Here is a 20,529-nt window from a genome sequence, read left to right as displayed (position 1 = left end):
CTCCACAAGCACCCACACGAATTGCTTGATTCAGTTGTTAAAGAGCGGTTGGTTAAGATCTTTCGTCTCAACCGAGGCGCGCATTCTACAGCAGCCTCATTTGCTGTCAAGTGATTATTTTCAGAAGTTTTCGAAGAATTCTTCAACAACTTCAACCACTTGCGCTTCCGATCTCTCGTTAGCGGGAGGCGAATTCTACAGCGTTACACGCTGCTGTCAACACCTCTTTTTCCCCGCTTTCGACCGAGAGGATCGAAACGTTAATAGAGCCAAACAACACTGCTCTACCAACTCCTTCTGGGCTTCGATGAACTAAAGCAACTCGCTGTCGAATTTCGCATAACTCTTTGTTTACCAAGGAGTTTTCCGTTTCGACTGCGCCGGAAGTGGGGCGAATTATAGACAGATATAAATCGCCGTCAACACTTAATTTCAGGTTTATTCGGATTTAAGCGTAATACGCGCAAATGCCTTCTTTCCAGCCTGGCAAACGTGAGTAGCACCCAGCTCGCATATAAAGGTGCGGTCTACAACCTCACCATCTATACGCACACCACCGGAACCCAACAAATCACGCGCAACCGCCGAGTTCTTCACCAAGCCCGCCTTATTAAGGACAGCAGCGATCGGCATCGCCTCGACAGCGGACAGCTCAATCTCCGGCAGATCATCCGGCAGCTCGCCATCCTTCATACGATTACCCGCCGCACGGTGAGCACTGGCCGCAGCCTCTTCACCATGGAAGCGCGCAACGATCTCTTCCGCCAGCTTGATTTTCACGTCACGCGGATTAGTGCCTGCTTCTACGTCAGCACGCAGCGCATTGATCTCATCCATCGAGCGGAAGCTCAGCAACTCGAAGTAGCGCCACATCAGCGCATCAGGAATCGAAACCAGCTTGCCGTACATCACACCCGGCGCTTCCTGGATACCGACATAGTTGCCCAAGGACTTGGACATCTTCTTGACGCCATCCAAGCCTTCCAGCAACGGCATGGTCAGAATGCACTGAGCCTCCTGCCCATACGCACGCTGCAGTTCACGCCCCATCAAGAGGTTGAATTTCTGATCAGTGCCACCCAGCTCAACATCAGCACGCAACGCTACCGAGTCGTAGCCCTGAACCAGCGGATAGAGGAACTCATGAATGGCGATCGGCTGGTTGGTGGAGTAACGCTTGTCGAAGTCATCACGTTCAAGCATGCGCGCAACGGTGTACTGGGAGGTCAAGCGAATGAAATCCGCCGGCCCCATCTGATCCATCCAAGTAGAATTGAACGCCACCTCGGTCTTGGCCGGATCAAGAATCTTGAACACCTGTGTCTTGTAGGTCTCGGCGTTATCAAGCACCTGCTCACGAGTCAACGGCGGACGCGTGGCACTCTTGCCACTTGGGTCACCGATCATCCCGGTGAAATCACCTATAAGGAAGATGACCTGATGCCCCAGCTCCTGGAACTGACGCAGCTTATTAATAAGCACGGTATGACCCAGGTGCAGATCCGGCGCCGTCGGATCAAAGCCAGCCTTAATACGCAGGGGTTGACCACGCTTGAGCTTTTCGATCAGCTCAGCTTCGACCAACAGTTCTTCCGCACCACGTTTTATCAGCGCTAGCTGTTCTTCAACCGACTTCATAACAGACCCGCAAGGCTCAGATTCAAAAGGGAACCAACCATACAAGATCAGGGACTAATTACAAGTTTTGCCCTGCGAACGGACACCGTTCAGCAAGCCCAGCGTTCGCGAGCTTGCGCCACAGATGATTTGGTTATATTTTATACAGTTATTTCATCTTCATCATGTCATTCATCTTTTCCATTTCATCTTCAAAGTCAAAATTACCTATGACCACTGAACCGTCTAAAGCGCCGCCGCTTTACCCGAAGACCCACTTGCTCGCCGCAAGTGGCATCGCCGCCCTTCTCAGCCTGGCACTCCTGGTATTCCCTTCCAGTGACGTAGAAGCCAAACGAACATCCCTGAGCCTTGACCTGGAAAGCCCAGTTGAACAACTGACACAAGATCAAGACGCTTCCGATGCGCAACAAGCCACAAACGCCCCCGCCGGCTCACCCTTCGCCCAGATAGAAAACAGCCCGAAAGACACACAGCAAGCTGGCGAGACGCCGACTGTAGAGGTGGCCAAGAGTCCTCTGCACCGCGAAATCATCGTAGGCAAGGGCGATACACTATCGACACTGTTCGAGAAAGTCGGCCTGCCTGCCGCTACCCTCAACGACGCACTGGCCAGCGACAAACAAGCCAAGCAATTCACCCAGCTCAAACGCGGTCAAAAGCTTGAATTCGAACTGACCCCCGACGGCCAACTCAACAAGCTCCACAGTACCGTCAGCGACCTTGAAAGCATCACGCTGACCAAAGGCGCCAAAGGCTTTGCCTTCAACCGCATCACCACCAAACCGGTGACGCGCTCGGCCTACGTTCACGGGGTGATCAACAGCTCCCTTTCGCAATCTGCCGCCCGCGCCGGACTGTCCCACAGCATGACCATGGACATGGCCAGTGTTTTTGGCTACGACATCGACTTCGCCCAAGACATCCGTCAAGGCGACGAATTTGATGTGATCTACGAGCAGAAAGTCGTCAACGGCAAAGTTGTGGGCACTGGCAACATCCTCTCCGCGCGCTTTACCAACCGCGGCAAGACCTACACCGCCGTGCGCTACACCAACAAGCAAGGCAATAGCAGCTACTACACCGCCGACGGCAATAGCATGCGCAAGGCCTTCATCCGTACACCGGTAGACTTCGCTCGCATTAGCTCGCGTTTCTCCATGGGTCGCAAGCATCCAATTCTGAACAAAATCCGCGCCCACAAAGGCGTCGACTATGCCGCGCCACGTGGCACGCCGATCAAGGCAGCAGGCGACGGTAAAGTGCTGCTGGCCGGCCGTCGTGGTGGCTACGGCAATACCGTGATCATCCAGCACGGCAACACCTACCGTACGCTGTATGGCCACATGCAAGGCTTTGCCAAGGGTGTGCACACTGGCGGCACCGTGAAGCAAGGCCAAGTGATCGGCTATATCGGTACCACTGGCCTCTCTACCGGGCCGCACTTGCACTATGAGTTCCAGGTCAATGGCGTACACGTCGACCCGCTGGGTCAGAAGCTACCGATGGCCGACCCGATCGCCAAGGCCGAGCGTGCACGGTTCATGCAACAGAGCCAGCCATTGATGGCACGCATGGACCAGGAGCGCTCCACCCTGCTGGCTTCGGCGAAGCGTTAAAGTATGGCGCTCTACTTAGGCGTGATGTCCGGGACCAGCCTCGATGGACTGGACATTGCCTTGATCGAGCAATATCCGGCGATCAAGCTGATCGCCACGCACTACATTCCCATGCCGGAAACCCTGCGCGCCGAGCTGCTTGCTCTGTGCGCCAGCGGCCCAGATGAGATCGCCCGTTCAGCCATTGCCCAACAGAACTGGGTGAATCTTGCCGCTCAAGGCATTCACACTCTGCTCAAGCAACAAAACCTCAAGCCTCAGGACATTCGCGTAATTGGCAGCCATGGCCAGACCATCCGCCATGAACCCGCCCGGGGCTTTACCGTGCAAATCGGCAACCCAGCCCTGCTCACCGAGCTGACGGGTATCACCGTGGTCAGCGACTTCCGCAGTCGTGATGTTGCCGCCGGCGGCCAGGGCGCCCCACTGGTGCCCGCATTCCATGAAGCACTGTTTAGTGACCACACCGGTAACCGCGCAGTATTGAATGTAGGAGGTTTCAGCAACCTCAGCCTGATCGAGACCGGCAAACCTGTAGCCGGCTTCGACTGCGGCCCGGGCAATGTCCTGCTCGATGCATGGATACACCAACAACGCGGCGAACACTTTGATCGTGATGGGCAGTGGGCGGCGAGCGGCAAGGTAGAGGCTCAACTACTCAACGACCTGCTCAGTGACCCATTCTTCGTGACCAAGGGCCCTAAAAGCACCGGGCGCGAAGTGTTCAACCTGGGATGGCTGCACCAACACCTCAGCCACTTGCCCGCGTTCGAGCCTCAGGATGTGCAAGCCACGCTGCTGGAGCTGAGCGCCCTGACCATTGTCGATTCCCTACGGTCCGCCCAGCCCCAGACAGAAACGCTGCTGGTGTGTGGTGGCGGCGCTCACAACGCCACGCTGATGAGTCGGCTGGCCGCGTTGTTGCCATCAACCCAGGTCAGCAGCACCGCCACCTACGGCGTGGACCCCGACTGGGTCGAAGCCATGGCCTTCGCCTGGTTGGCCCATTGCTGCCTTGAAGGCATTGCCGCCAACCGCCCCAGCGTCACCGGTGCACGCGGGCTTCGGGTACTGGGCGCGATCTACCCTGCCTGACCGCCTCCAGAATCCGCAGACAGCAAAACGCCGCTTGGCCTATCACAGCCAAGCGGCGTTTTAACATGCCCTGTCGATCAGATCGAGAACGAAGACCCGCAACCACAGGTGGTGGTAGCGTTAGGGTTCTTGATCACGAAACGCGAACCTTCCAGACCTTCCTGGTAATCCACCTCGGCTCCTGCCAGGTATTGGAAGCTCATCGGGTCCACGACCAAACTCACGCCCTCGCGTTCAACGATGGTGTCATCATCGGCTACATCTTCATCGAAGGTAAAACCGTACTGAAACCCTGAACAACCGCCGCCCGTAACAAATACGCGCAGCTTCAAGCGATCATTACCCTCTTCATCGACCAGGCTCTTCACCTTGTGCGCAGCACCGTGGGTGAATTGCAAAGCCGTGGGGGTGAAGGATTCAACGCTCATGCTAATAATCTCCCGGCGTACCGCCGCCATATGCGTAATGGCAGGCATTATCCGCTTCTCCTAGAAAAGCGGTCAACTATTATGGGAGCAGCGGCAAGCTTCGAGCTACTAGCTTCAAGCTTGCCGCTGATGACTTGAAGCTTGCCGCTGCCCTTAAGGCAGCATGCCTGCGTGGGACAGGCCCAGCTTCTCATCCAGGCCAAACAAGATGTTCATGTTCTGCACCGCCTGGCCCGACGCGCCCTTGACCAGGTTATCGATCACCGACAGCACCACGACCAGGTCGCCATCCTGCGGACGATGCACAGCAATCCGGCACACATTGGCGCCACGCACGCTGCGGGTTTCCGGGTGGCTGCCGGCTGGCATAACGTCGACGAACGGTTCGTTGGCATAACGTTTTTCGAACAGCGCCTGAAGGTCTACCGAGCGATCAACCACCGTTGCGTACAACGTAGAGTGAATGCCGCGAATCATCGGCGTCAGGTGCGGTACGAAGGTCAGGCCCACGTCTTTACCGGCCGCGCGACGCAGCCCCTGGCGGATTTCCGGCAAGTGGCGATGCCCTTTTACTGCATAGGCCTTCATGCTTTCTGACGTCTCGGAATAAAGCGAACCGACCGCCGCGCCACGGCCAGCACCGCTCACGCCCGACTTGCAGTCTGCGATCAAGCGCGAAGCGTCCGCCAACCCAGCCTCCAGCAATGGCAGGAAACCCAGTTGAGTGGCTGTTGGATAGCAACCGGGTACCGCGATCAAACGCGCTTGCTTGATCTGCTCACGATTGACTTCCGGCAGGCCATAGACAGCTTCCTCCAGCAGTTCAGGCGCACCGTGAGGCTGGCCATACCACTTGGCCCATTCATCAGCGTCCTGCAAACGGAAGTCCGCCGACAGATCGATCACCTTGGTGCCCGCCGCCAGCAGCTCACCAGCCAAGGCATGGGCAACACCATGAGGGGTGGCGAAGAACACCACGTCGCAGGCGCCCAGGGTCTTGATGTCCGGAACGCTGAACGCCAGGCCATCGTAATGGCCTCGCAGGTTCGGATACATGTCGGCCACGGCCAGGCCGGCCTCGGATCGGGAGGTGATGACCACAACCTCAGCTTGCGGATGCTGAGCCAACAGACGCAGCAATTCGACACCGGTGTAACCCGTGCCGCCGACGATACCGACCTTGACCATAAACCTGCCCTCAACGAACCACTGGAAAGCCGTCGATAATAGGGGCCGTATCGTCCTGCGACAACCGTCAACGTGACGTACGGGCGCATGAGCCACTACTATCTTCAGTTACCGTGAACCTGGGAATAACTAGAAATGCTCTATCTATGGATCAAAGCCTTCCACATTGTCAGCATCGTCTGCTGGTTTGCCGGGCTGTTCTACCTGCCACGCCTGTTCGTCTACCACGCCCAAAGCGAGGACACCGTCAGCAAGGAACGCTTCAGCGTCATGGAGCGCAAGTTGTACCGCGGCATCATGAATCCGGCGATGCTGGCCAGCCTGGTATTCGGTATTTGGCTGATCGCCCTCAACCCCGGCATCTTTCAATCGGGCGCCTGGATCCACGCCAAGCTGACCCTGGTGGTGTTGCTGATCGGCTACCACCATATGTGCGGTGCTCAGGTAAAACGTTTCGCCCGTGGCGAGAACACCCGCAGCCATGTCTTTTATCGCTGGTTCAATGAAGTACCCGTTCTGATATTGCTGGCTATCGTAATTTTAGTCGTGGTCAAACCGTTCTAACTTCAATTACTCGGGGTACCTCCAATGTCGCTGCCCGCTCTGCTTGAACAACGTATGCGCCTGCCCGTCGTGGTTGCGCCGATGTTTCTGATTTCCAACCCGCAACTGGTCCTGGCGTGCTGCCGCAATGGGGTGGTCGGGAGCTTCCCGGCGCTTAACCAACGCGAAAGCAGCGGGTTCAAGGCCTGGCTGGAGGAAATCGAAGCGGGCCTGGCAGCGCTGGACAATCCTGCGCCCTACGCCGTCAACCTGATCGTGCACAGCAGCAACCCGCGCCTGGAGGCGGACCTGGCGATCTGCGTTGAACACAAAGTACCGATCGTCATTACCAGCCTGGGCGCTGTGAAGGAACTGGTAGACGCCGTGCACAGCTACGGCGGCCTGGTGTTCCACGACGTCACCACTCGGCGCCACGCTGAAAAGGCGGCCGAAGCCGGCGTGGATGGCCTGATCGCCGTAGCCGCGGGCGCCGGGGGCCATGCTGGCACTTGGAGCCCGTTCGCGCTGATCGCCGAGATTCGCCAGTTCTTCGACAAAACGCTGCTGCTGGCCGGCTGCCTCAACCACGGGCACGAGATTCTCGCCGCCCAACTGCTCGGCGCCGACTTGGCCTATTTCGGCACTCGCTTTATTGGCACCACTGAAAGCCATGCCCCGGATGCCTATAAAGAGATGCTGCTCACATCGCGCGCCGCCGACATCGTGCACACTCCTGCTGTCTCCGGCGTCCCCGCCAGCTTTATGCGCCAGAGCCTGGAAAACGCCGGCTTCGACCTCGCCGCCCTGCAAGGCAAAGGCGAAGTCAACTTTGGCTCCAAGCTCAAACCGTTGAGCGACGAGGCCAAAGCATGGAAGACTGTATGGTCTGCCGGCCAAGGTGTCGGTGAAATCGATGATTTGCCAAGTGTCGATGAACTGGTTGCGCGCCTCGATGCCGAATACCGCAAGGCACGCGAACAGGCAGTTCAACTGCGCTGGCCTCGCTGACCCAACCGCAAGGCCCGCCGATTGAGCGGGCCTGCACAACCTCCCTGAACAAGTGACAAGGAAGCCCGCATGAGCGACAACCGTTTCAAGATTGTGTTTGATGGGGCCTTGCTCCCGGGCGTCGAAAGCACCACAGCAAAACTGAACCTGGCCGAGCTGTTCAAGAGCGAAGTTGAAGCCATCGAGAAGCTCTTCACCGGCCGCCCTGTTGCGCTCAAACGTGACCTGTCGCGCCCGGATGCGGAAACCTACCTCACCGCGCTGAAAAACGCCGGGGTCGACGCACGCATCGAAGCCGAACAACCCGTAGCCTTCAGCCTCGCCGAAACCCATGAGACGGATTCCGGAGCTTCCGACTTCTCCCGCCCGGACGCTTCACCCTATGCACCGCCGCGCGCTGCCGTAGGTGAAAACCTGCCGGAGTACTCCACCCTAAAAGTCTTCACTATCCACGGGCGCATCGGGCGACTGCGGTATCTCGCCTGGACACTCGTGTTGACCCTAGCGATGCTGGTCGCGGGTGGCATCATCAGCACCGTCAGCTTTGCGGTCGCCACCGCCTCGCCAACCGCAGGTACCCTCCTTGGGGTGTTGCTGGGTCTCGCGTTGTTTGTTGCGCTGGTGTGGGTCAGTGTACAAATCGGTGTGCAGCGCCTGCACGATCTGGGTTGGTCAGGCTGGCTGTACTTCCTCAACCTGGTACCGCTGGTGAACAGCGTCTTCCCGATCCTGTTGCTGGTATTGCCAGGAAATGCAGGCGCCAACCAATACGGCGCACCACCACCCCGCAACTCCACAGCGGTAAAAGTCCTGGCCACGCTGTGGTTGGCGTTTATCCCAGTCATGCTCGCCATCGTGGTGACCCTGGGCATGAACGGTTACCTGAACCAACTCGAAGCCAACATGGACAGCAGCTACGAAAGCAGCTCCATCACCGCCGATGAAGATGCCGACCAAGCCACGGCCGTAGAAGAAGACGAAGCGCAAAGTGCTGACGAAGCGGGCGAACCTGTAGACTCTCCAGAACAGTAAAGAAACGCGCCGGCCTGTGATGCCTTTGTCACAGGCGCGGCGGTGTTGCGATGGAGAAAGGCATGACCCGTTACGCTCTGATCACCGGCGCCTCCAGCGGCATCGGCCTGGCCTTGGCCGAAGCGCTGGCCCGTCGCGGCCGCAGCTTGATTCTGGTGGCCCGCCAGCGTGATCAGTTGGAAAGCATTGCAATCGAATTGACTCAACGCTTCGGTGTCGAGGTGCTGTTCCGGGCCTGCGACCTGGGCGAGCCACTGCGCTTGTCCGGCTTCCTGCTGGAGCTTGAAGAAGGCGAACGGCAGATCGACTTGCTGGTGAACTGCGCCGGCATCGGCACCAGCGGTCCCTTCCTGGCTCAGGACTGGATGACCGAGCAAGACCTCATAGAGGTCAACATCCTGGCCCTGACTCGTATGTGCCATGCCCTCGGTAACACCATGGCCCTGCAGGGCGGCGGGCAGATTCTCAATGTAGCGTCCGTCGCGGCATTCCAGCCAGGCCCGTGGATGAGCACCTACTACGCCAGCAAAGCCTACGTACTGCACTTTTCCGAAGGTCTGCGCGAAGAGTTGAAGACCTGCGGCATCAAGGTCTCGGTCCTCTGCCCCGGCCCGACACGCACTGCATTCTTCGGCACCGCGCAAATGGACACCGCCAAGCTCGACCGTAGCCAACAACTGATGAGCCCCGAAGAAGTGGCGCTTTATACCGTGCGCGCCCTGGAAAAGAACAAAGCCATCATCATTCCCGGCCGACGCAACCGCTGGATCGCCTTCAGTCCACGTTTCAGCCCCCGATGGCTGACCCGCAAGATCGCCGGTGCCATTAACAAGGCCTATTGCCCGCGCTGAACGGCTGAGTACACTCACCCTGCACATTCATAATGGAGAAACAGCTGTGGATACTCTGTTCACCAAGATCATCAACAGAGAAATACCCGCGAAGATTATCTACGAGGATGACCAGGTCCTGGCCTTCCACGATATTGCACAGCAGGCACCCGTGCATTTTCTGGTCATTCCCAAGAAACCTATCCGCACGTTGAACGACCTGACAGAAGACGACAAAGCCCTAGCAGGTCATATTCTGTTCACCGCCCAGCGCCTGGCCGTTGAGCAAGGCTGCGAAAAAGGTTTTCGTGTGGTGATGAACTGCAATGAAGACGGCGGGCAGACCGTTTATCACATCCATATGCACGTGCTGGGTCAGCGCCAGATGAACTGGCCGCCGGGCTGATCGGCCCTCGAACATGGGTCGTGACCCAGGCTGCGACCCCATGCCCTTGACGCGGCGCAAACGCTTCCCCCTCTCTTGCGGTAAACTGGCCGCCGAGATTCTTCCCGGAGGTCAGCATGACTACCCAACGTCACTACTCGCCGATTGACCGTTTGTTGCTGCAAGCCGACACGGCCATGCGCACGCTGCTGCCATTCAGCGGCCAACCGTATCGCCCCTCGCCCGCCATCGTGCGCCCCGACGCACAGATGAGCGAGACCGAGACCCGCCACGTCGCCGGCCTAATGCGCATCAACCACACCGGTGAAGTCTGTGCCCAGGCGCTCTACCAGGGCCAGGCGCTGACTGCCAAGTTACCGCAGGTACGCGCCGCCATGGAACATGCCGCCGAAGAGGAAATCGATCACTTGGCCTGGTGCGAACAACGCATTCGCCAACTCGGCAGCCATCCCAGCGTGCTGAACCCGCTGTTTTATGGCTTGTCGTTTGGTATCGGCGCTACTGCCGGGCTGATCAGCGACAAGGTCAGCCTGGGTTTTGTCGCGGCGACCGAACGTCAGGTGTGCAAGCATCTGGATGAGCATCTGGAACAACTGCCGGCCGAAGACGAAAAGTCCCGGGCGATTCTTGAGCAGATGCGTATCGATGAAGAACACCACGCCGAAAGCGCACTGGATGCTGGCGGTTTCCGCTTCCCGGCGCCGGTAAGGTTAGGCATGAGCCTCTTGGCCAAGGTCATGACCAAAAGCACCTATCGTATCTAAGCGTATAAAATCCAAAAAAAGGGCGCCGTCACAGCGCCCTTTCTTTTTGCCGATTGAGCGATCAGCCCAATTCGATGATTTCGTAATCATGGGTGATGGCCACACCGGCCGCGCCGAGCATGATCGACGCCGAGCAGTACTTCTCAGCCGACAGCTCGATAGCACGCTTGACCTGGGCTTCCTTCAACGCCCGGCCCTTCACCACGAAATGCATATGGATCTTGGTGAATACCTTGGGATCTTCAGTGGCGCGCTCGGCTTCCAGGAAGGCTTCGCAGCTTTCCACGGCCTGGCGGGACTTTTTCAGGATGCTGACCACGTCGAAATTGCTGCAACCGCCTACGCCAAGCAGGAGCATTTCCATCGGGCGTACGCCCAGGTTACGGCCACCGGCTTCCGGAGGGCCGTCCATGACCACCACATGGCCACTGCCCGACTCTCCGAGAAACATGGCTTCGCCCGCCCATTGGATGCGTGCCTTCATCGCCCAGACTCCACTGCTAAAAAAGGGTCGCCAGCTTAGCACAGGGCCCGCACGCGTCAGCGTTTCACGCAAAAGCGATCAATAGCAGGGTTTGCGCCAAAAATGGGCTAATCGAGACAGGATGTGTCTGTTAAGCTGGCGCCAAATGGATGGCTCTTCGCCACCATTCATGCAATGTGTATCAATGCCGATACCGACGAATACAACGACTCCAACTACCTCGCGCAGTTTTTTCGGGACACAACCATGGTTGCCCTTACTCCCATATCCAAGATCAAGAATCTCGACAAACTGTTGATGCACTGCCAGCGCCGTCGCCATCCGGCCAAGCACAACATCATCTGCGCCGGCGAACGTTCAGAAACACTGTTCTTCATTATCAAAGGCTCGGTCACCATTCTGATCGAGGATGAAGACGGCCGTGAGATGATCATCGCCTACCTGAACACCGGAGATTTTTTTGGGGAGTTGGGGCTGTTCGAACAAGCCGGTAAGGAACAGAAACGCAGCGCCTGGGTACGTGCCAAGATCGAGTGCGAAGTCGCTGAGATCAGCTACGCCAAGTTCCGCGAACTGGCCCAGCAGGATCCCGACATCCTCTACGCCCTCAGCGGGCAGATTGCCCAGCGCCTGCGCGACACCACGCGCAAGGTCGGCGACCTGGCATTCTTTGATGTGACCGGCCGAGTAGCCCGCTGCCTGCTGGAGTTGTGCAAACAGCCCGACGCCATGACTCACCCCGACGGCATGCAGATCAAGGTCACACGCCAGGAAATCGGGCGCATTGTCGGCTGTTCACGGGAGATGGTCGGTCGCGTGCTCAAAGACTTGGAAGAGCGCAGCCTGGTGCACGTCAAAGGCAAGACGATGGTGGTGTTCGGCACCCGTTAACCCGGCAGGACGCTGGCCAGCATTTGACGATACAAGGTATCCAGCCGGCTGATCGCATCCGGTGCTGGGAAGGCTTCGTGCAGAGCGATATGGCTGTCGGCGCGAACCCGCTGCTCGAGACCGCAGGCTTCGTTAAAGCGGTTGACCGCCGTGATCAACGCATCGCGGTCGTTATCCAGCAACAAGGCACCGTGCACCAACCCCACCGGGCGGCCACCGCTTTGGCGCCAGCGCTGCGCGGTGCCGACCATTTTTCGACCGTTGAGGTTGACGTTGTAGCGACCGTCGCAAAATGCCCCGTCGATTTCGCCGACAGAGGCGTCGCCACCCAGCTCGATCAGCAAGTCGCAGATCGGCTGGCATAAACGCAAGTAGCCGGTTTCGATGCGGTTCTGATCGCCCTCGCTGCGCGGTGGCGCGTAGACCAGTGCGATATTGACCGTGGCACTTGATTGCGGCACCGGCTCACCGCCGGTCTCGCGTAGCAATACAGGCCAACCGGCGGCGGCCGAGACCTGGCTGGCGGTTTCGAACGCCGGTAGCCGACTTAAACGACGCGGCATCACCAAGGCTTGATCGCTGGGTTGCCAGAACAGCAGGCCGAATTCCTGCTCACCGGCGCAAACGGCTGCCAGCAAGGCTTGCTCGGCGGCCAGCCCAGCTTCAACAGTCATCGACACCGGCTTAACCATCAAACACCTACCTATCTGAATAAACACAAAACCCAATGTGGGAGCGGGCTTGCTCGCGAATGCGGTGGGTCAGTCACTGAATATGTGTCTGATGTACCGCATTCGCGAGCAAGCCCGCTCCCACATTTAGACTGCATTTCAAATCCTGACCGTGTTCAAGTCAGTCCAATGTCGAACCACTGACCGCCGCACCACGCTCCGGGAAGAACAGACGCTGTAACTCCGCCCCCGGGTTTTCGGCACGCATGAAGGTCTCGCCCACCAGGAACGAATACACACCACTGATCTCCATCAACTCCACATCAGCACGGTTGACGATGCCACTCTCGGTGATCACCAATCGGTCGCGCGGAATTCGCGGCAGCAGGTCAAGTGTGTTTTCCAAGCTGACTTCGAAGGTGTGCAGGTTACGGTTGTTGACGCCCACCAGCGGCGTGTCGAGGGTTTTAAGTGCGCGTTCCAGCTCATCGCCGTCGTGCACTTCCACCAACACATCCAGGCCGACGCTTTTGGCCACGGCCGCCAGTTCGGCCATCTTCACGTCATCCAGGGCGGAAACGATCAGCAACACGCAGTCAGCACCCAACGCACGGGCTTCGACGATCTGGTACGGATCGACCATGAAGTCCTTGCGGATCACCGGCAACTTGCACGCGGCGCGAGCTTGCTGCAGGAACAGGTCGGAACCCTGGAAGTAGTCGATATCGGTCAGTACTGACAGGCAGGTCGCCCCGCCCTTCTCATAGCTCTTGGCAATGTCTTCAGGAATGAAGATCTCGCGAATCACGCCCTTGCTCGGCGAAGCCTTTTTGATTTCAGCAATGACGGCGGGCTGCTTTTCCTTGGCCTGCTTGATAAGCGCATTGGCGAAGCCACGCGGCGCATCAGCGATCTTTGCCTGAGCTTCCAGTTCGGCGAGGCTCACGCGGGCTCGGCGCTCGGCGACTTCTTCAGCCTTGCGCGACAGGATCTTTTCCAGAACGGTCGGCACACTCATCCTTCATTCTCCATCTTGAATACCGCGGTGAATGCTCCCAGCTCTTCCAGCTTCTCGCGAGCCAGACCGGTGTGCAGCGCATCGTGGGCCAAGGCGACCCCTTCCTTAAGACTATAGGCATGGTCGGCTGCATAAAGTGCCGCGCCAGCATTCAAAACGATCATCTCAGCGGCTTTTTGACCATTCTCGGTCTTGCGACGCCCCAGGGCATCGCGAATCAGCTCGAGGGACGCCGCCGGGCTTTCCACTGCCAGGCCGTGCAGGCTCTGGCTCTTCATGCCCAAATCTTCCGGCTCGACCCAGTACTCGGTGACGTGGTCATCTTTGAGCTCCGCCACGAAGGTCGGTGCCGCCAGGCTGAATTCGTCCAGGCCATCTTTGGAATGCACCACCAGCACATGCTTGCTGCCCATGCGCTGCAGCACTTGCGCCAATGGCCGGCACAGCGCCTGGTTGAATACGCCCACCACCTGGTGCTTCACACCGGCCGGATTCGTAAGCGGGCCGAGCATGTTGAACAGGGTGCGCAGGCCGAGGTCCTTGCGCGGGCCTGCAGCGTGTTTCATTGCGCCATGGTGGGATTGAGCAAACATGAAGCCGATACCGACGTTATCGATGCAGCGCGCCACTTGGACCGGCGTCAGGTTCAGGTAGATGCCCGCGGCTTCCAGCAAATCGGCACTGCCGCTCTTGCCGGACACTGCACGGTTGCCGTGCTTGGCCACGGTGCATCCGGCCGCCGCGACCACAAACGATGCCGCCGTCGACACGTTGAAGATATTGGCACCATCACCGCCGGTGCCGACCACGTCGACCACGCCGTCGAGGGTCTTGAGCTCAACCTTGTCCGCCAGCTCGCGCATCACCGACACGGCGCCGACGATCTCGTCGATGCTCTCACTCTTCATGCGCATTGCCATCATGAAGGCGCCGATCTGCGCATCGCTGCATTGACCCGTCATGATCTCGCGCATCACATCGCTCATTTCAGCGGTGCTCAGGTCCAGATGGCCGACGATACGGCTCAGGGCAGTCTTGATATCCATGGAAAGTCCTTAGCGCGTGCCGCCGCTCTGCTTGAGAAAATTAGCGAACAGCTCGTAGCCCTGCTCGGTCAGGATCGACTCGGGGTGAAATTGCACCCCTTCGATATTCAGTGTCTTGTGGCGCAAGCCCATGATTTCATCGACCGAGCCGTCTTCCAGCTGGGTCCAGGCGGTCAGTTCCAGGCATTCCGGCAGGGTTTCACGCTTGACCACCAGCGAGTGGTAACGGGTCACAGTCACCGGCAGGTTAAGCCCATGAAATACGCCCACATCATGATGGAACACCGGGCTGGTCTTGCCGTGCATCACCTGGCGCGCGCGCACCACGTCACCGCCAAACGCCTGGCCGATAGACTGGTGGCCCAGGCACACGCCCAGGATCGGCAGCTTGCCGGCGAAATACTTGATCGTTTCGAGGGAAATACCCGCCTCGGTCGGCGTGCATGGGCCTGGCGACACCACGATGCGCTCCGGATTCAGCGCAGCGATTTCAGCCACGCTCAGTTCATCGTTGCGCACTACCTTGACCTCGGCACCGAGTTCACCCAAGTACTGCACAACGTTGTAGGTAAAGGAGTCGTAGTTATCAATCATCAGTAACATGGGGAAACCTCAAGAATTGGGGGTCTGTTCAGCCAGCGCAACAGCGCGGAACATCGCGCGGCGCTTGTTCAGGGTTTCTTCCCATTCGAGGGCCGGCACCGAGTCGGCGACAATCCCGCCACCGGCCTGCACGTGCAGCTCCCCGTCCTTGATCACGGCCGTGCGGATCGCAATGGCCGTGTCCATGTTGCCGTTCCAGGCGAAATACCCCACGGCGCCGCCGTAGACACCGCGCTTGACCGGCTCCAACTCGTCGATGATTTCCATCGCACGGATCTTCGGCGCGCCCGACAAGGTGCCCGCCGGCAGGATCGCGCGCAGTGCGTCCATCGCCGTCAAGCCGGCTTTCAGCTCACCGGTGACGTTGGACACAATGTGCATCACGTTGGAATAACGCTCGATCACCATCTTCTCAGTGAGCTTGACCGAACCGATTTCCGAGACACGCCCGGTGTCGTTACGGCCCAGGTCGATGAGCATCAGGTGCTCGGCAATTTCCTTGTCGTCGCTCAGCAGGTCTTCTTCCAGCGCCAAATCCGCCTCTTCAGTCGCGCCACGTGGGCGCGTCCCGGCGATCGGGCGCACGGTGATCAAGTTGTCTTCGACGCGCACCAGCACTTCCGGCGAACTGCCCACCACGTGGAAGTCACCAAAGTTGAAGAAGTACATGTACGGCGTCGGGTTGAAGCAGCGCAGCGCGCGGTACAGGTCAATCGGCGCAGCCTTGAAGTCGATGGACATGCGTTGCGACGGCACCACCTGCATACAGTCACCGGCAAGGATGTATTCCTTGATGGTATCGACGGCGCGCTCGTAGTCATCTTGGGTAAAGCTTGAACGAAAGATCGGGTCAGCGGCTGGCGGACGGCTGAGGTCCAGGCCGCGACGCGGAGTGATCGGCTGGCGCAGCTTCTCCAGCAGGGCTTCGAGGCTGGCAAGGCCGCTCTCGAAAGCGTCGGCCTGGGAAGGGTCGGCGAGCACAATCGCGTGCATCTTGCCGGCGAGGTTATCGAACACGACGACCGCGTCGGAGACCATCAACAGAATATCCGGTACACCCAACGGATCCGGGTTCGGGCACTTGCCCAGGCGTTTTTCCACGTAGCGCACACAGTCGTAACCGAAGTAACCCACCAAGCCACCGTTGAAACGCGGCAGACCCGGGATGGTCGGCACGTTGTAACGCGCTTTGAACGCCTCGACGAACGCCAGCGGGTCTTCAACATTGTGGCTTTCGATCTCGACGCCATCATGGGTAATGCTCACATGATGGTCGTGCACACGCAGCACGGTGCGGCACGGCAGGCCGATGATCGAGTAACGGCCCCACTTCTCGCCGCCCTGTACGGACTCGAGCAGGTAGGAATTGGGCTCGTCGGCCAGTTTCAGGTAGATCGACAGCGGCGTGTCGAAGTCGGCCAGGGTTTCGCAGGCCAAGGGAATGCGGTTGTAGCCGGCAGCGGCCAAACGCAGGAATTCTTCGCGGGTCATGATGTGCCTCGTGGCTTGAGGGTCTAACAGTCAGGTATGCAAACGTGCCGCATGGCGCGGCCAGGATCAGTCAGGCGCGCCAACGCCAGCGGGCCAGGGCCTTGATGACTTTCATCCAGAGTTTGCGAGTGACCACCACGATGGAATTTCCAGAAGGGGACGGATCGGTATCAGGCAACGTTATCTCAGCGCTCGCTCCCAAGCAACCGGGGATTAGCAGGCGCAGGTCATCAATTACCAATGAAGGCGACTCTTCGGCAATCGGCCGGCCATGGTTGTAGCCGTAACTGAGGGCCACACACTGCACGCCAGCGGCCTTTGCCGCCTGCACATCGCTGCGCGAATCACCGACAAACAGCGACTGCGAGGCCGGGATATTGGCCATTTTCATCACGAAAAACAGTGCCGCCGGGTCGGGTTTTTTCTGCGGCAAGGTATCACCACCGATGATCCAGCGGAAATACCGGCCAATTTTCATCTGGTCCAACAGCGGCGCGACGAAGCGTTCCGGCTTGTTGGTGATGAGGGCCATTTCCACGCCCTGCTTGCTCAGCCACTTGAGGGTGTCGCGCACGCCGGGGTAAACCACGGTCAATTCGTGGCCGTCTTCATAGGCGGCGTTGAACAGTTCCAAGGCGTGTTCGGCCTCGACCTCATCCACCCCTTCGGCATCAATGTTGTCGGCCAAAGCCCGGCGTACCAGCATCTGCGCGCCGTTGCCCACCCACTCGCGCACCGACTCGATCCCGGCGGGCTTGCGTCCCAGTTTGAGCAGCATCTCGTCCACCGCCGCCGCCAGGTCGGGCACCGAGTCGATCAAGGTACCGTCCAGATCGAACATCACCAGCCGTGGCAATTTGCCGGGGAACAGTTGCTCAAAGCCGCTCACGGACGTGCCAGCGCCAATTCGGCGCGCATCTTGGCGATGACTTCCTGGTAGTCCGGCGCGTTGAAGATCGCCGAGCCGGCCACAAAGGTGTCGGCGCCAGCTGCTGCGATTTCGCGGATGTTATTGACGTTGACCCCGCCGTCGATTTCCAGGCGAATGTCACGGCCAGAAGCGTCGATCAGTGCACGGGCTTCGCGCAGTTTGTCGAGGGTGCCGGGGATGAACTTCTGCCCGCCGAAACCTGGGTTGACGCTCATTAGCAGGACCATGTCGACCTTGTCCATCACGTATTTGAGCACGTCCAGCGGGGTGGCAGGGTTGAACACCAGGCCCGCCTTGCAGCCGCCTTCGCGGATCAGTTGCAAGGTGCGGTCGACGTGCAGCGAGGCTTCCGGGTGGAAAGTGATGTAGGTCGCGCCGGCTTCCACGAAGTCACCGATGATGCGGTCCACCGGGCTGACCATCAGGTGCGCGTCGATCGGCGCAGTGATGCCGTACTTGCGCAGCGCGGCGCAGACCATCGGGCCGATGGTCAGGTTGGGCACGTAGTGGTTGTCCATGACATCGAAGTGCACAAAGTCGGCACCGGCGGCCAACACCTTGTCCACTTCCTCACCCAGGCGGGCGAAGTCGGCGGAGAGAATCGATGGAGCAATGACGAAGGGCTGCATGACGCACCTTTTTTGAGCTAAATCACGATGGCGCGCATTGTATACCTCATGCTTTGCCGCGCGCACCGTGACCTGGCTCAATGACTAGTACGCGGCCCGATAGATTTTCTCGATATCGGCTGCGCTGAGCTTGCGCGGGTTGTTGCGCATCAGCCGCTCAATGCCCGCCGCTTCCACGGCCATGGCCGGGATAGCGTCCTCGGGCACCCCGAAACTGTGGAGCCCCGCCGGGATTTCGACGGCGGCACACAGCCGCGTCATAGCCTCGACGGCTTGGTCGGCGGCATCGTTGACGCTCAACCCCGTGACATTCACGCCCATGGCCTGGGCAATGTCCTGCATGCGCTCCACGCAGGCAAACTTGTTCCAGTGCATTACATAGGGCAGCAACAGCGCGTTGCTCACGCCATGGGCGATATTGAAACGTCCACCCAGCGGGTACGCCAACGCATGCACCGCGCCGACCCCGGCATTCCCAAAGGCCATCCCCGCCATCAGGCTAGCGGTGGCCATGTCGTCGCGTGCCTGCAGGTTGGCCGGGTTGGCGTAGGCCTTGGGCAACGCGTTGGCAATCAGCTTGATCGCGCCAATGGCCAATGCATCGGTAATCGGCGAGGCGTTCAGCGACAGGTAGGATTCGATGGCATGCACCAGCGCATCCACGCCGCTGGCGGCGGTGACGCTGCGCGGGCAGGTCAGGGTCATTTGCGGGCTGATCAGCGCCACATCCGGCAGTAGATAATCGCTGACGATGCCCTTTTTCAGCTGCGCGACCTTGTCGGAGAGGATCGCTACATTGGTCACTTCCGAGCCGGTGCCGGCTGTGGTGGGAATGGCGATCAGCGGCGGCCCCTTGCGCGGTACCTGATCGACGCCGAACAAGTCCGCCAGGGCGCCGTGGTAGCCGGCATAGGCGGCCACGCTTTTGGCAATGTCGATGGCACTGCCGCCGCCCAGGCCGATCAAGCCGTCATGCCCGCCGTCGCGGTAGACGCGCATGCAATCTTCGACAATGGCGATTTCCGGGTCCGGCAGCACGCGGTCGAAAATTTCGTAGCTGCGTTCGCTCAGGTGTTCGAGTGCCAGCGCCACGGTGCCGGACTTGACCAGCGCGGCGTCGGTGACGATCAGCGGGTTATCCACATCCAGTCGCGTTAGCTCAAAGGCCAGTTGTTCGATGGCGCCCGCGCCGGTCAGCAGTTTATGGGCGATCTTGAATGAGGAAATACTCATGTGCGCGGCCTCCTATCGGTGGTGGGCTGGCACAAGGATAGCTGGAGATTTTGGGTTGCCTAGCATTCAGCGACTGAATGGTCATTTCTGGTTCAACACAGGACCATGTGGGAGCGGGCTTGCTCGCCCCCACATTTTGATCGCCGTTGGCTTCAGACTTGGGCAGTGCGCAGTTTCTCGCTGCGCCCACGCAGCCATTCCAGGGTCAGCAGCAGCAAGACCGAGAAGGCAATCAACAAGGTCGCCGCAGCAGCAATCGTCGGGCTGAGGTTTTCGCGGATGCCGCTGAACATCTGGCGCGGCAGGGTCGCTTGCTCGGGGCCGGCGAGAAACAGCGTGACCACCACCTCATCAAACGAAGTGGCGAAAGCAAACAGCGCCCCGGAAATCACCCCTGGTGCGATCAACGGCAAGGTCACCCGGCGAAACGCGGTCAATGGCGAAGCACCGAGACTGGCCGCCGCCCGCACCAGGTTGTGGTTGAACCCCTGCAAGGTCGCCGACACGGTGATGATCACAAACGGCACGCCCAACACCGCATGCACCACGATCAGCGAGAAAAAGCTGTTGCCCAGGCCCAGTGGCGCAAAGAACAGGTAACTGGCCACACCAATGATCACCACCGGCACCACCATCGGCGAAATCACCAGCGCCATTACCAGCGCCTTGCCGGGGAAATTCCCACGGGTCAGGCCAATCGCTGCCAAGGTGCCGAACACCATGGCCAGCACCGTGGCCGACGGGGCAACGATGACGCTGTTCTTGAGTGCACGCATCCATTCAGCCGAGGCGAAGAAGTCCTGGTACCACTGCAGCGAGAAGCCTTGCAGCGGATACACCAGGAAACTGCCACTGTTGAACGACAGCGGGATGATCACCAGCACCGGCAGTATCAAAAACAACAGGGTCAAGCCGCAAAGGATCCGCAAGCTGTAGAACCAGACCCGCTCAACGGGCGACATATAAGGGCTCAGCATCGCA

General features: G+C 59.2%; 22 protein-coding genes. 9 read left to right on the top strand and 13 right to left on the bottom strand.

The annotated features are described in order from the left end of the window. Positions 1-438 precede the first annotated feature (438 nt). Positions 439-1,638 (bottom strand): tyrosine--tRNA ligase, encoded by a 1,200-nt coding sequence (tyrS, locus tag AACY08_RS13435; protein ID WP_339469836.1) that lies wholly within the window; start codon positions 1,636-1,638, stop codon positions 439-441. A 209-nt stretch (positions 1,639-1,847) separates the two neighbouring features. On the opposite strand from tyrS, the gene AACY08_RS13430 reads away from it, so the two are divergent. Continuing rightward, positions 1,848-3,257, top strand: a complete 1,410-nt coding sequence (locus tag AACY08_RS13430) for a peptidoglycan DD-metalloendopeptidase family protein (RefSeq protein WP_339415446.1) — start codon at positions 1,848-1,850, stop codon at positions 3,255-3,257. Between the two features lie 3 nt (positions 3,258-3,260). Then, positions 3,261-4,352 (top strand): anhydro-N-acetylmuramic acid kinase, encoded by a 1,092-nt coding sequence (locus AACY08_RS13425; RefSeq protein WP_339469827.1) that lies wholly within the window; start codon positions 3,261-3,263, stop codon positions 4,350-4,352. A 77-nt stretch (positions 4,353-4,429) separates the two neighbouring features. Here the strand turns inward: AACY08_RS13425 and erpA are convergent, their stop codons facing one another. Further along, positions 4,430-4,780, bottom strand: coding sequence for an iron-sulfur cluster insertion protein ErpA (gene erpA, locus AACY08_RS13420; RefSeq protein ID WP_003176443.1), 351 nt, complete (start codon positions 4,778-4,780; stop codon positions 4,430-4,432). Positions 4,781-4,933: 153 nt separating this feature from the next. Continuing rightward, positions 4,934-5,968: an N-acetyl-gamma-glutamyl-phosphate reductase gene (gene argC, locus AACY08_RS13415; RefSeq protein ID WP_010206935.1), complete on the bottom strand. Its 1,035-nt coding sequence runs from the start codon at positions 5,966-5,968 to the stop codon at positions 4,934-4,936. A gap of 135 nt (positions 5,969-6,103) precedes the next feature. Between argC and hemJ the strand changes: the two genes are divergently transcribed. The 6 genes from hemJ to coq7 all read left to right on the top strand — a co-directional run bounded on the left by hemJ (position 6,104) and on the right by coq7 (position 10,551). After that, complete coding sequence (gene hemJ / locus AACY08_RS13410; RefSeq protein WP_339415443.1) at positions 6,104-6,532, top strand: protoporphyrinogen oxidase HemJ; 429 nt, start codon at positions 6,104-6,106, stop codon at positions 6,530-6,532. A 24-nt stretch (positions 6,533-6,556) separates the two neighbouring features. Next, positions 6,557-7,519, top strand: coding sequence for an NAD(P)H-dependent flavin oxidoreductase (locus tag AACY08_RS13405; protein ID WP_339469826.1), 963 nt, complete (start codon positions 6,557-6,559; stop codon positions 7,517-7,519). 69 nt (positions 7,520-7,588) lie between these two features. Further along, on the top strand, positions 7,589-8,551 hold the full coding sequence (locus tag AACY08_RS13400; protein WP_339469825.1) for a DUF805 domain-containing protein: 963 nt from the start codon (positions 7,589-7,591) through the stop codon (positions 8,549-8,551). 62 nt (positions 8,552-8,613) lie between these two features. Continuing rightward, positions 8,614-9,402, top strand: coding sequence for an SDR family NAD(P)-dependent oxidoreductase (locus tag AACY08_RS13395; protein ID WP_339415440.1), 789 nt, complete (start codon positions 8,614-8,616; stop codon positions 9,400-9,402). 46 nt (positions 9,403-9,448) lie between these two features. Further along, on the top strand, positions 9,449-9,787 hold the full coding sequence (locus AACY08_RS13390) for a histidine triad nucleotide-binding protein (protein ID WP_339469824.1): 339 nt from the start codon (positions 9,449-9,451) through the stop codon (positions 9,785-9,787). Between the two features lie 116 nt (positions 9,788-9,903). Then, a complete protein-coding gene (gene coq7 / locus AACY08_RS13385; RefSeq protein ID WP_339415439.1) occupies positions 9,904-10,551 on the top strand; it encodes a 2-polyprenyl-3-methyl-6-methoxy-1,4-benzoquinone monooxygenase in 648 nt (215 codons plus the stop codon). A 61-nt stretch (positions 10,552-10,612) separates the two neighbouring features. Here the strand turns inward: coq7 and AACY08_RS13380 are convergent, their stop codons facing one another. Then, entirely contained in the window at positions 10,613-11,035 is a 423-nt protein-coding gene (locus tag AACY08_RS13380; protein ID WP_005792019.1) for an OsmC family protein, read from the bottom strand. Between the two features lie 246 nt (positions 11,036-11,281). Here AACY08_RS13380 and crp point away from each other — a divergent pair, with 246 nt between their 5' ends. Beyond that, entirely contained in the window at positions 11,282-11,926 is a 645-nt protein-coding gene (gene crp, locus AACY08_RS13375; RefSeq protein WP_065871978.1) for a cAMP-activated global transcriptional regulator CRP, read from the top strand. Here the strand turns inward: crp and AACY08_RS13370 are convergent. The 9 genes from AACY08_RS13370 to AACY08_RS13330 all read right to left on the bottom strand — a co-directional run bounded on the left by AACY08_RS13370 (position 11,923) and on the right by AACY08_RS13330 (position 20,525). After that, on the bottom strand, positions 11,923-12,618 hold the full coding sequence (locus AACY08_RS13370; protein ID WP_339469823.1) for a lipoate--protein ligase family protein: 696 nt from the start codon (positions 12,616-12,618) through the stop codon (positions 11,923-11,925). The genes crp and AACY08_RS13370 overlap by 4 nt on opposite strands. Before the next feature lie 160 nt (positions 12,619-12,778). Beyond that, positions 12,779-13,615, bottom strand: a complete 837-nt coding sequence (trpC, locus tag AACY08_RS13365) for an indole-3-glycerol phosphate synthase TrpC (protein ID WP_339469822.1) — start codon at positions 13,613-13,615, stop codon at positions 12,779-12,781. Further along, entirely contained in the window at positions 13,612-14,661 is a 1,050-nt protein-coding gene (gene trpD, locus AACY08_RS13360) for an anthranilate phosphoribosyltransferase (protein WP_339469821.1), read from the bottom strand. Before trpD ends, trpC begins: the two co-directional genes overlap by 4 nt. Positions 14,662-14,670: 9 nt before the next feature. After that, positions 14,671-15,264 (bottom strand): aminodeoxychorismate/anthranilate synthase component II, encoded by a 594-nt coding sequence (locus AACY08_RS13355; RefSeq protein WP_339469820.1) that lies wholly within the window; start codon positions 15,262-15,264, stop codon positions 14,671-14,673. Between the two features lie 9 nt (positions 15,265-15,273). Further along, positions 15,274-16,755 (bottom strand): anthranilate synthase component I, encoded by a 1,482-nt coding sequence (gene trpE, locus AACY08_RS13350; RefSeq protein ID WP_339469819.1) that lies wholly within the window; start codon positions 16,753-16,755, stop codon positions 15,274-15,276. Positions 16,756-16,825: 70 nt separating this feature from the next. Further along, entirely contained in the window at positions 16,826-17,644 is an 819-nt protein-coding gene (locus AACY08_RS13345) for a phosphoglycolate phosphatase (RefSeq protein WP_339469818.1), read from the bottom strand. After that, on the bottom strand, positions 17,641-18,315 hold the full coding sequence (rpe, locus tag AACY08_RS13340; RefSeq protein ID WP_034101050.1) for a ribulose-phosphate 3-epimerase: 675 nt from the start codon (positions 18,313-18,315) through the stop codon (positions 17,641-17,643). The genes AACY08_RS13345 and rpe overlap by 4 nt, the downstream gene beginning before the upstream one ends. Positions 18,316-18,399: 84 nt before the next feature. Continuing rightward, entirely contained in the window at positions 18,400-19,548 is a 1,149-nt protein-coding gene (locus AACY08_RS13335; protein ID WP_339469817.1) for an iron-containing alcohol dehydrogenase, read from the bottom strand. Between the two features lie 152 nt (positions 19,549-19,700). After that, positions 19,701-20,525 carry an ABC transporter permease gene (locus AACY08_RS13330; protein WP_339469816.1) on the bottom strand — a complete coding sequence of 275 codons (825 nt, stop codon included), beginning with the start codon at positions 20,523-20,525 and terminating at the stop codon, positions 19,701-19,703. Positions 20,526-20,529 lie beyond the last annotated feature (4 nt).

Source organism: Pseudomonas sp. EL_65y_Pfl1_R83 (genome assembly GCF_963970695.1).
Classification (GTDB): Bacteria; Pseudomonadota; Gammaproteobacteria; order Pseudomonadales; family Pseudomonadaceae; genus Aquipseudomonas; species Aquipseudomonas tritici.
The sequence above is the reverse complement of the archived record's forward strand: the minus strand, read 5'-3'. Positions and strand labels throughout refer to the sequence as shown.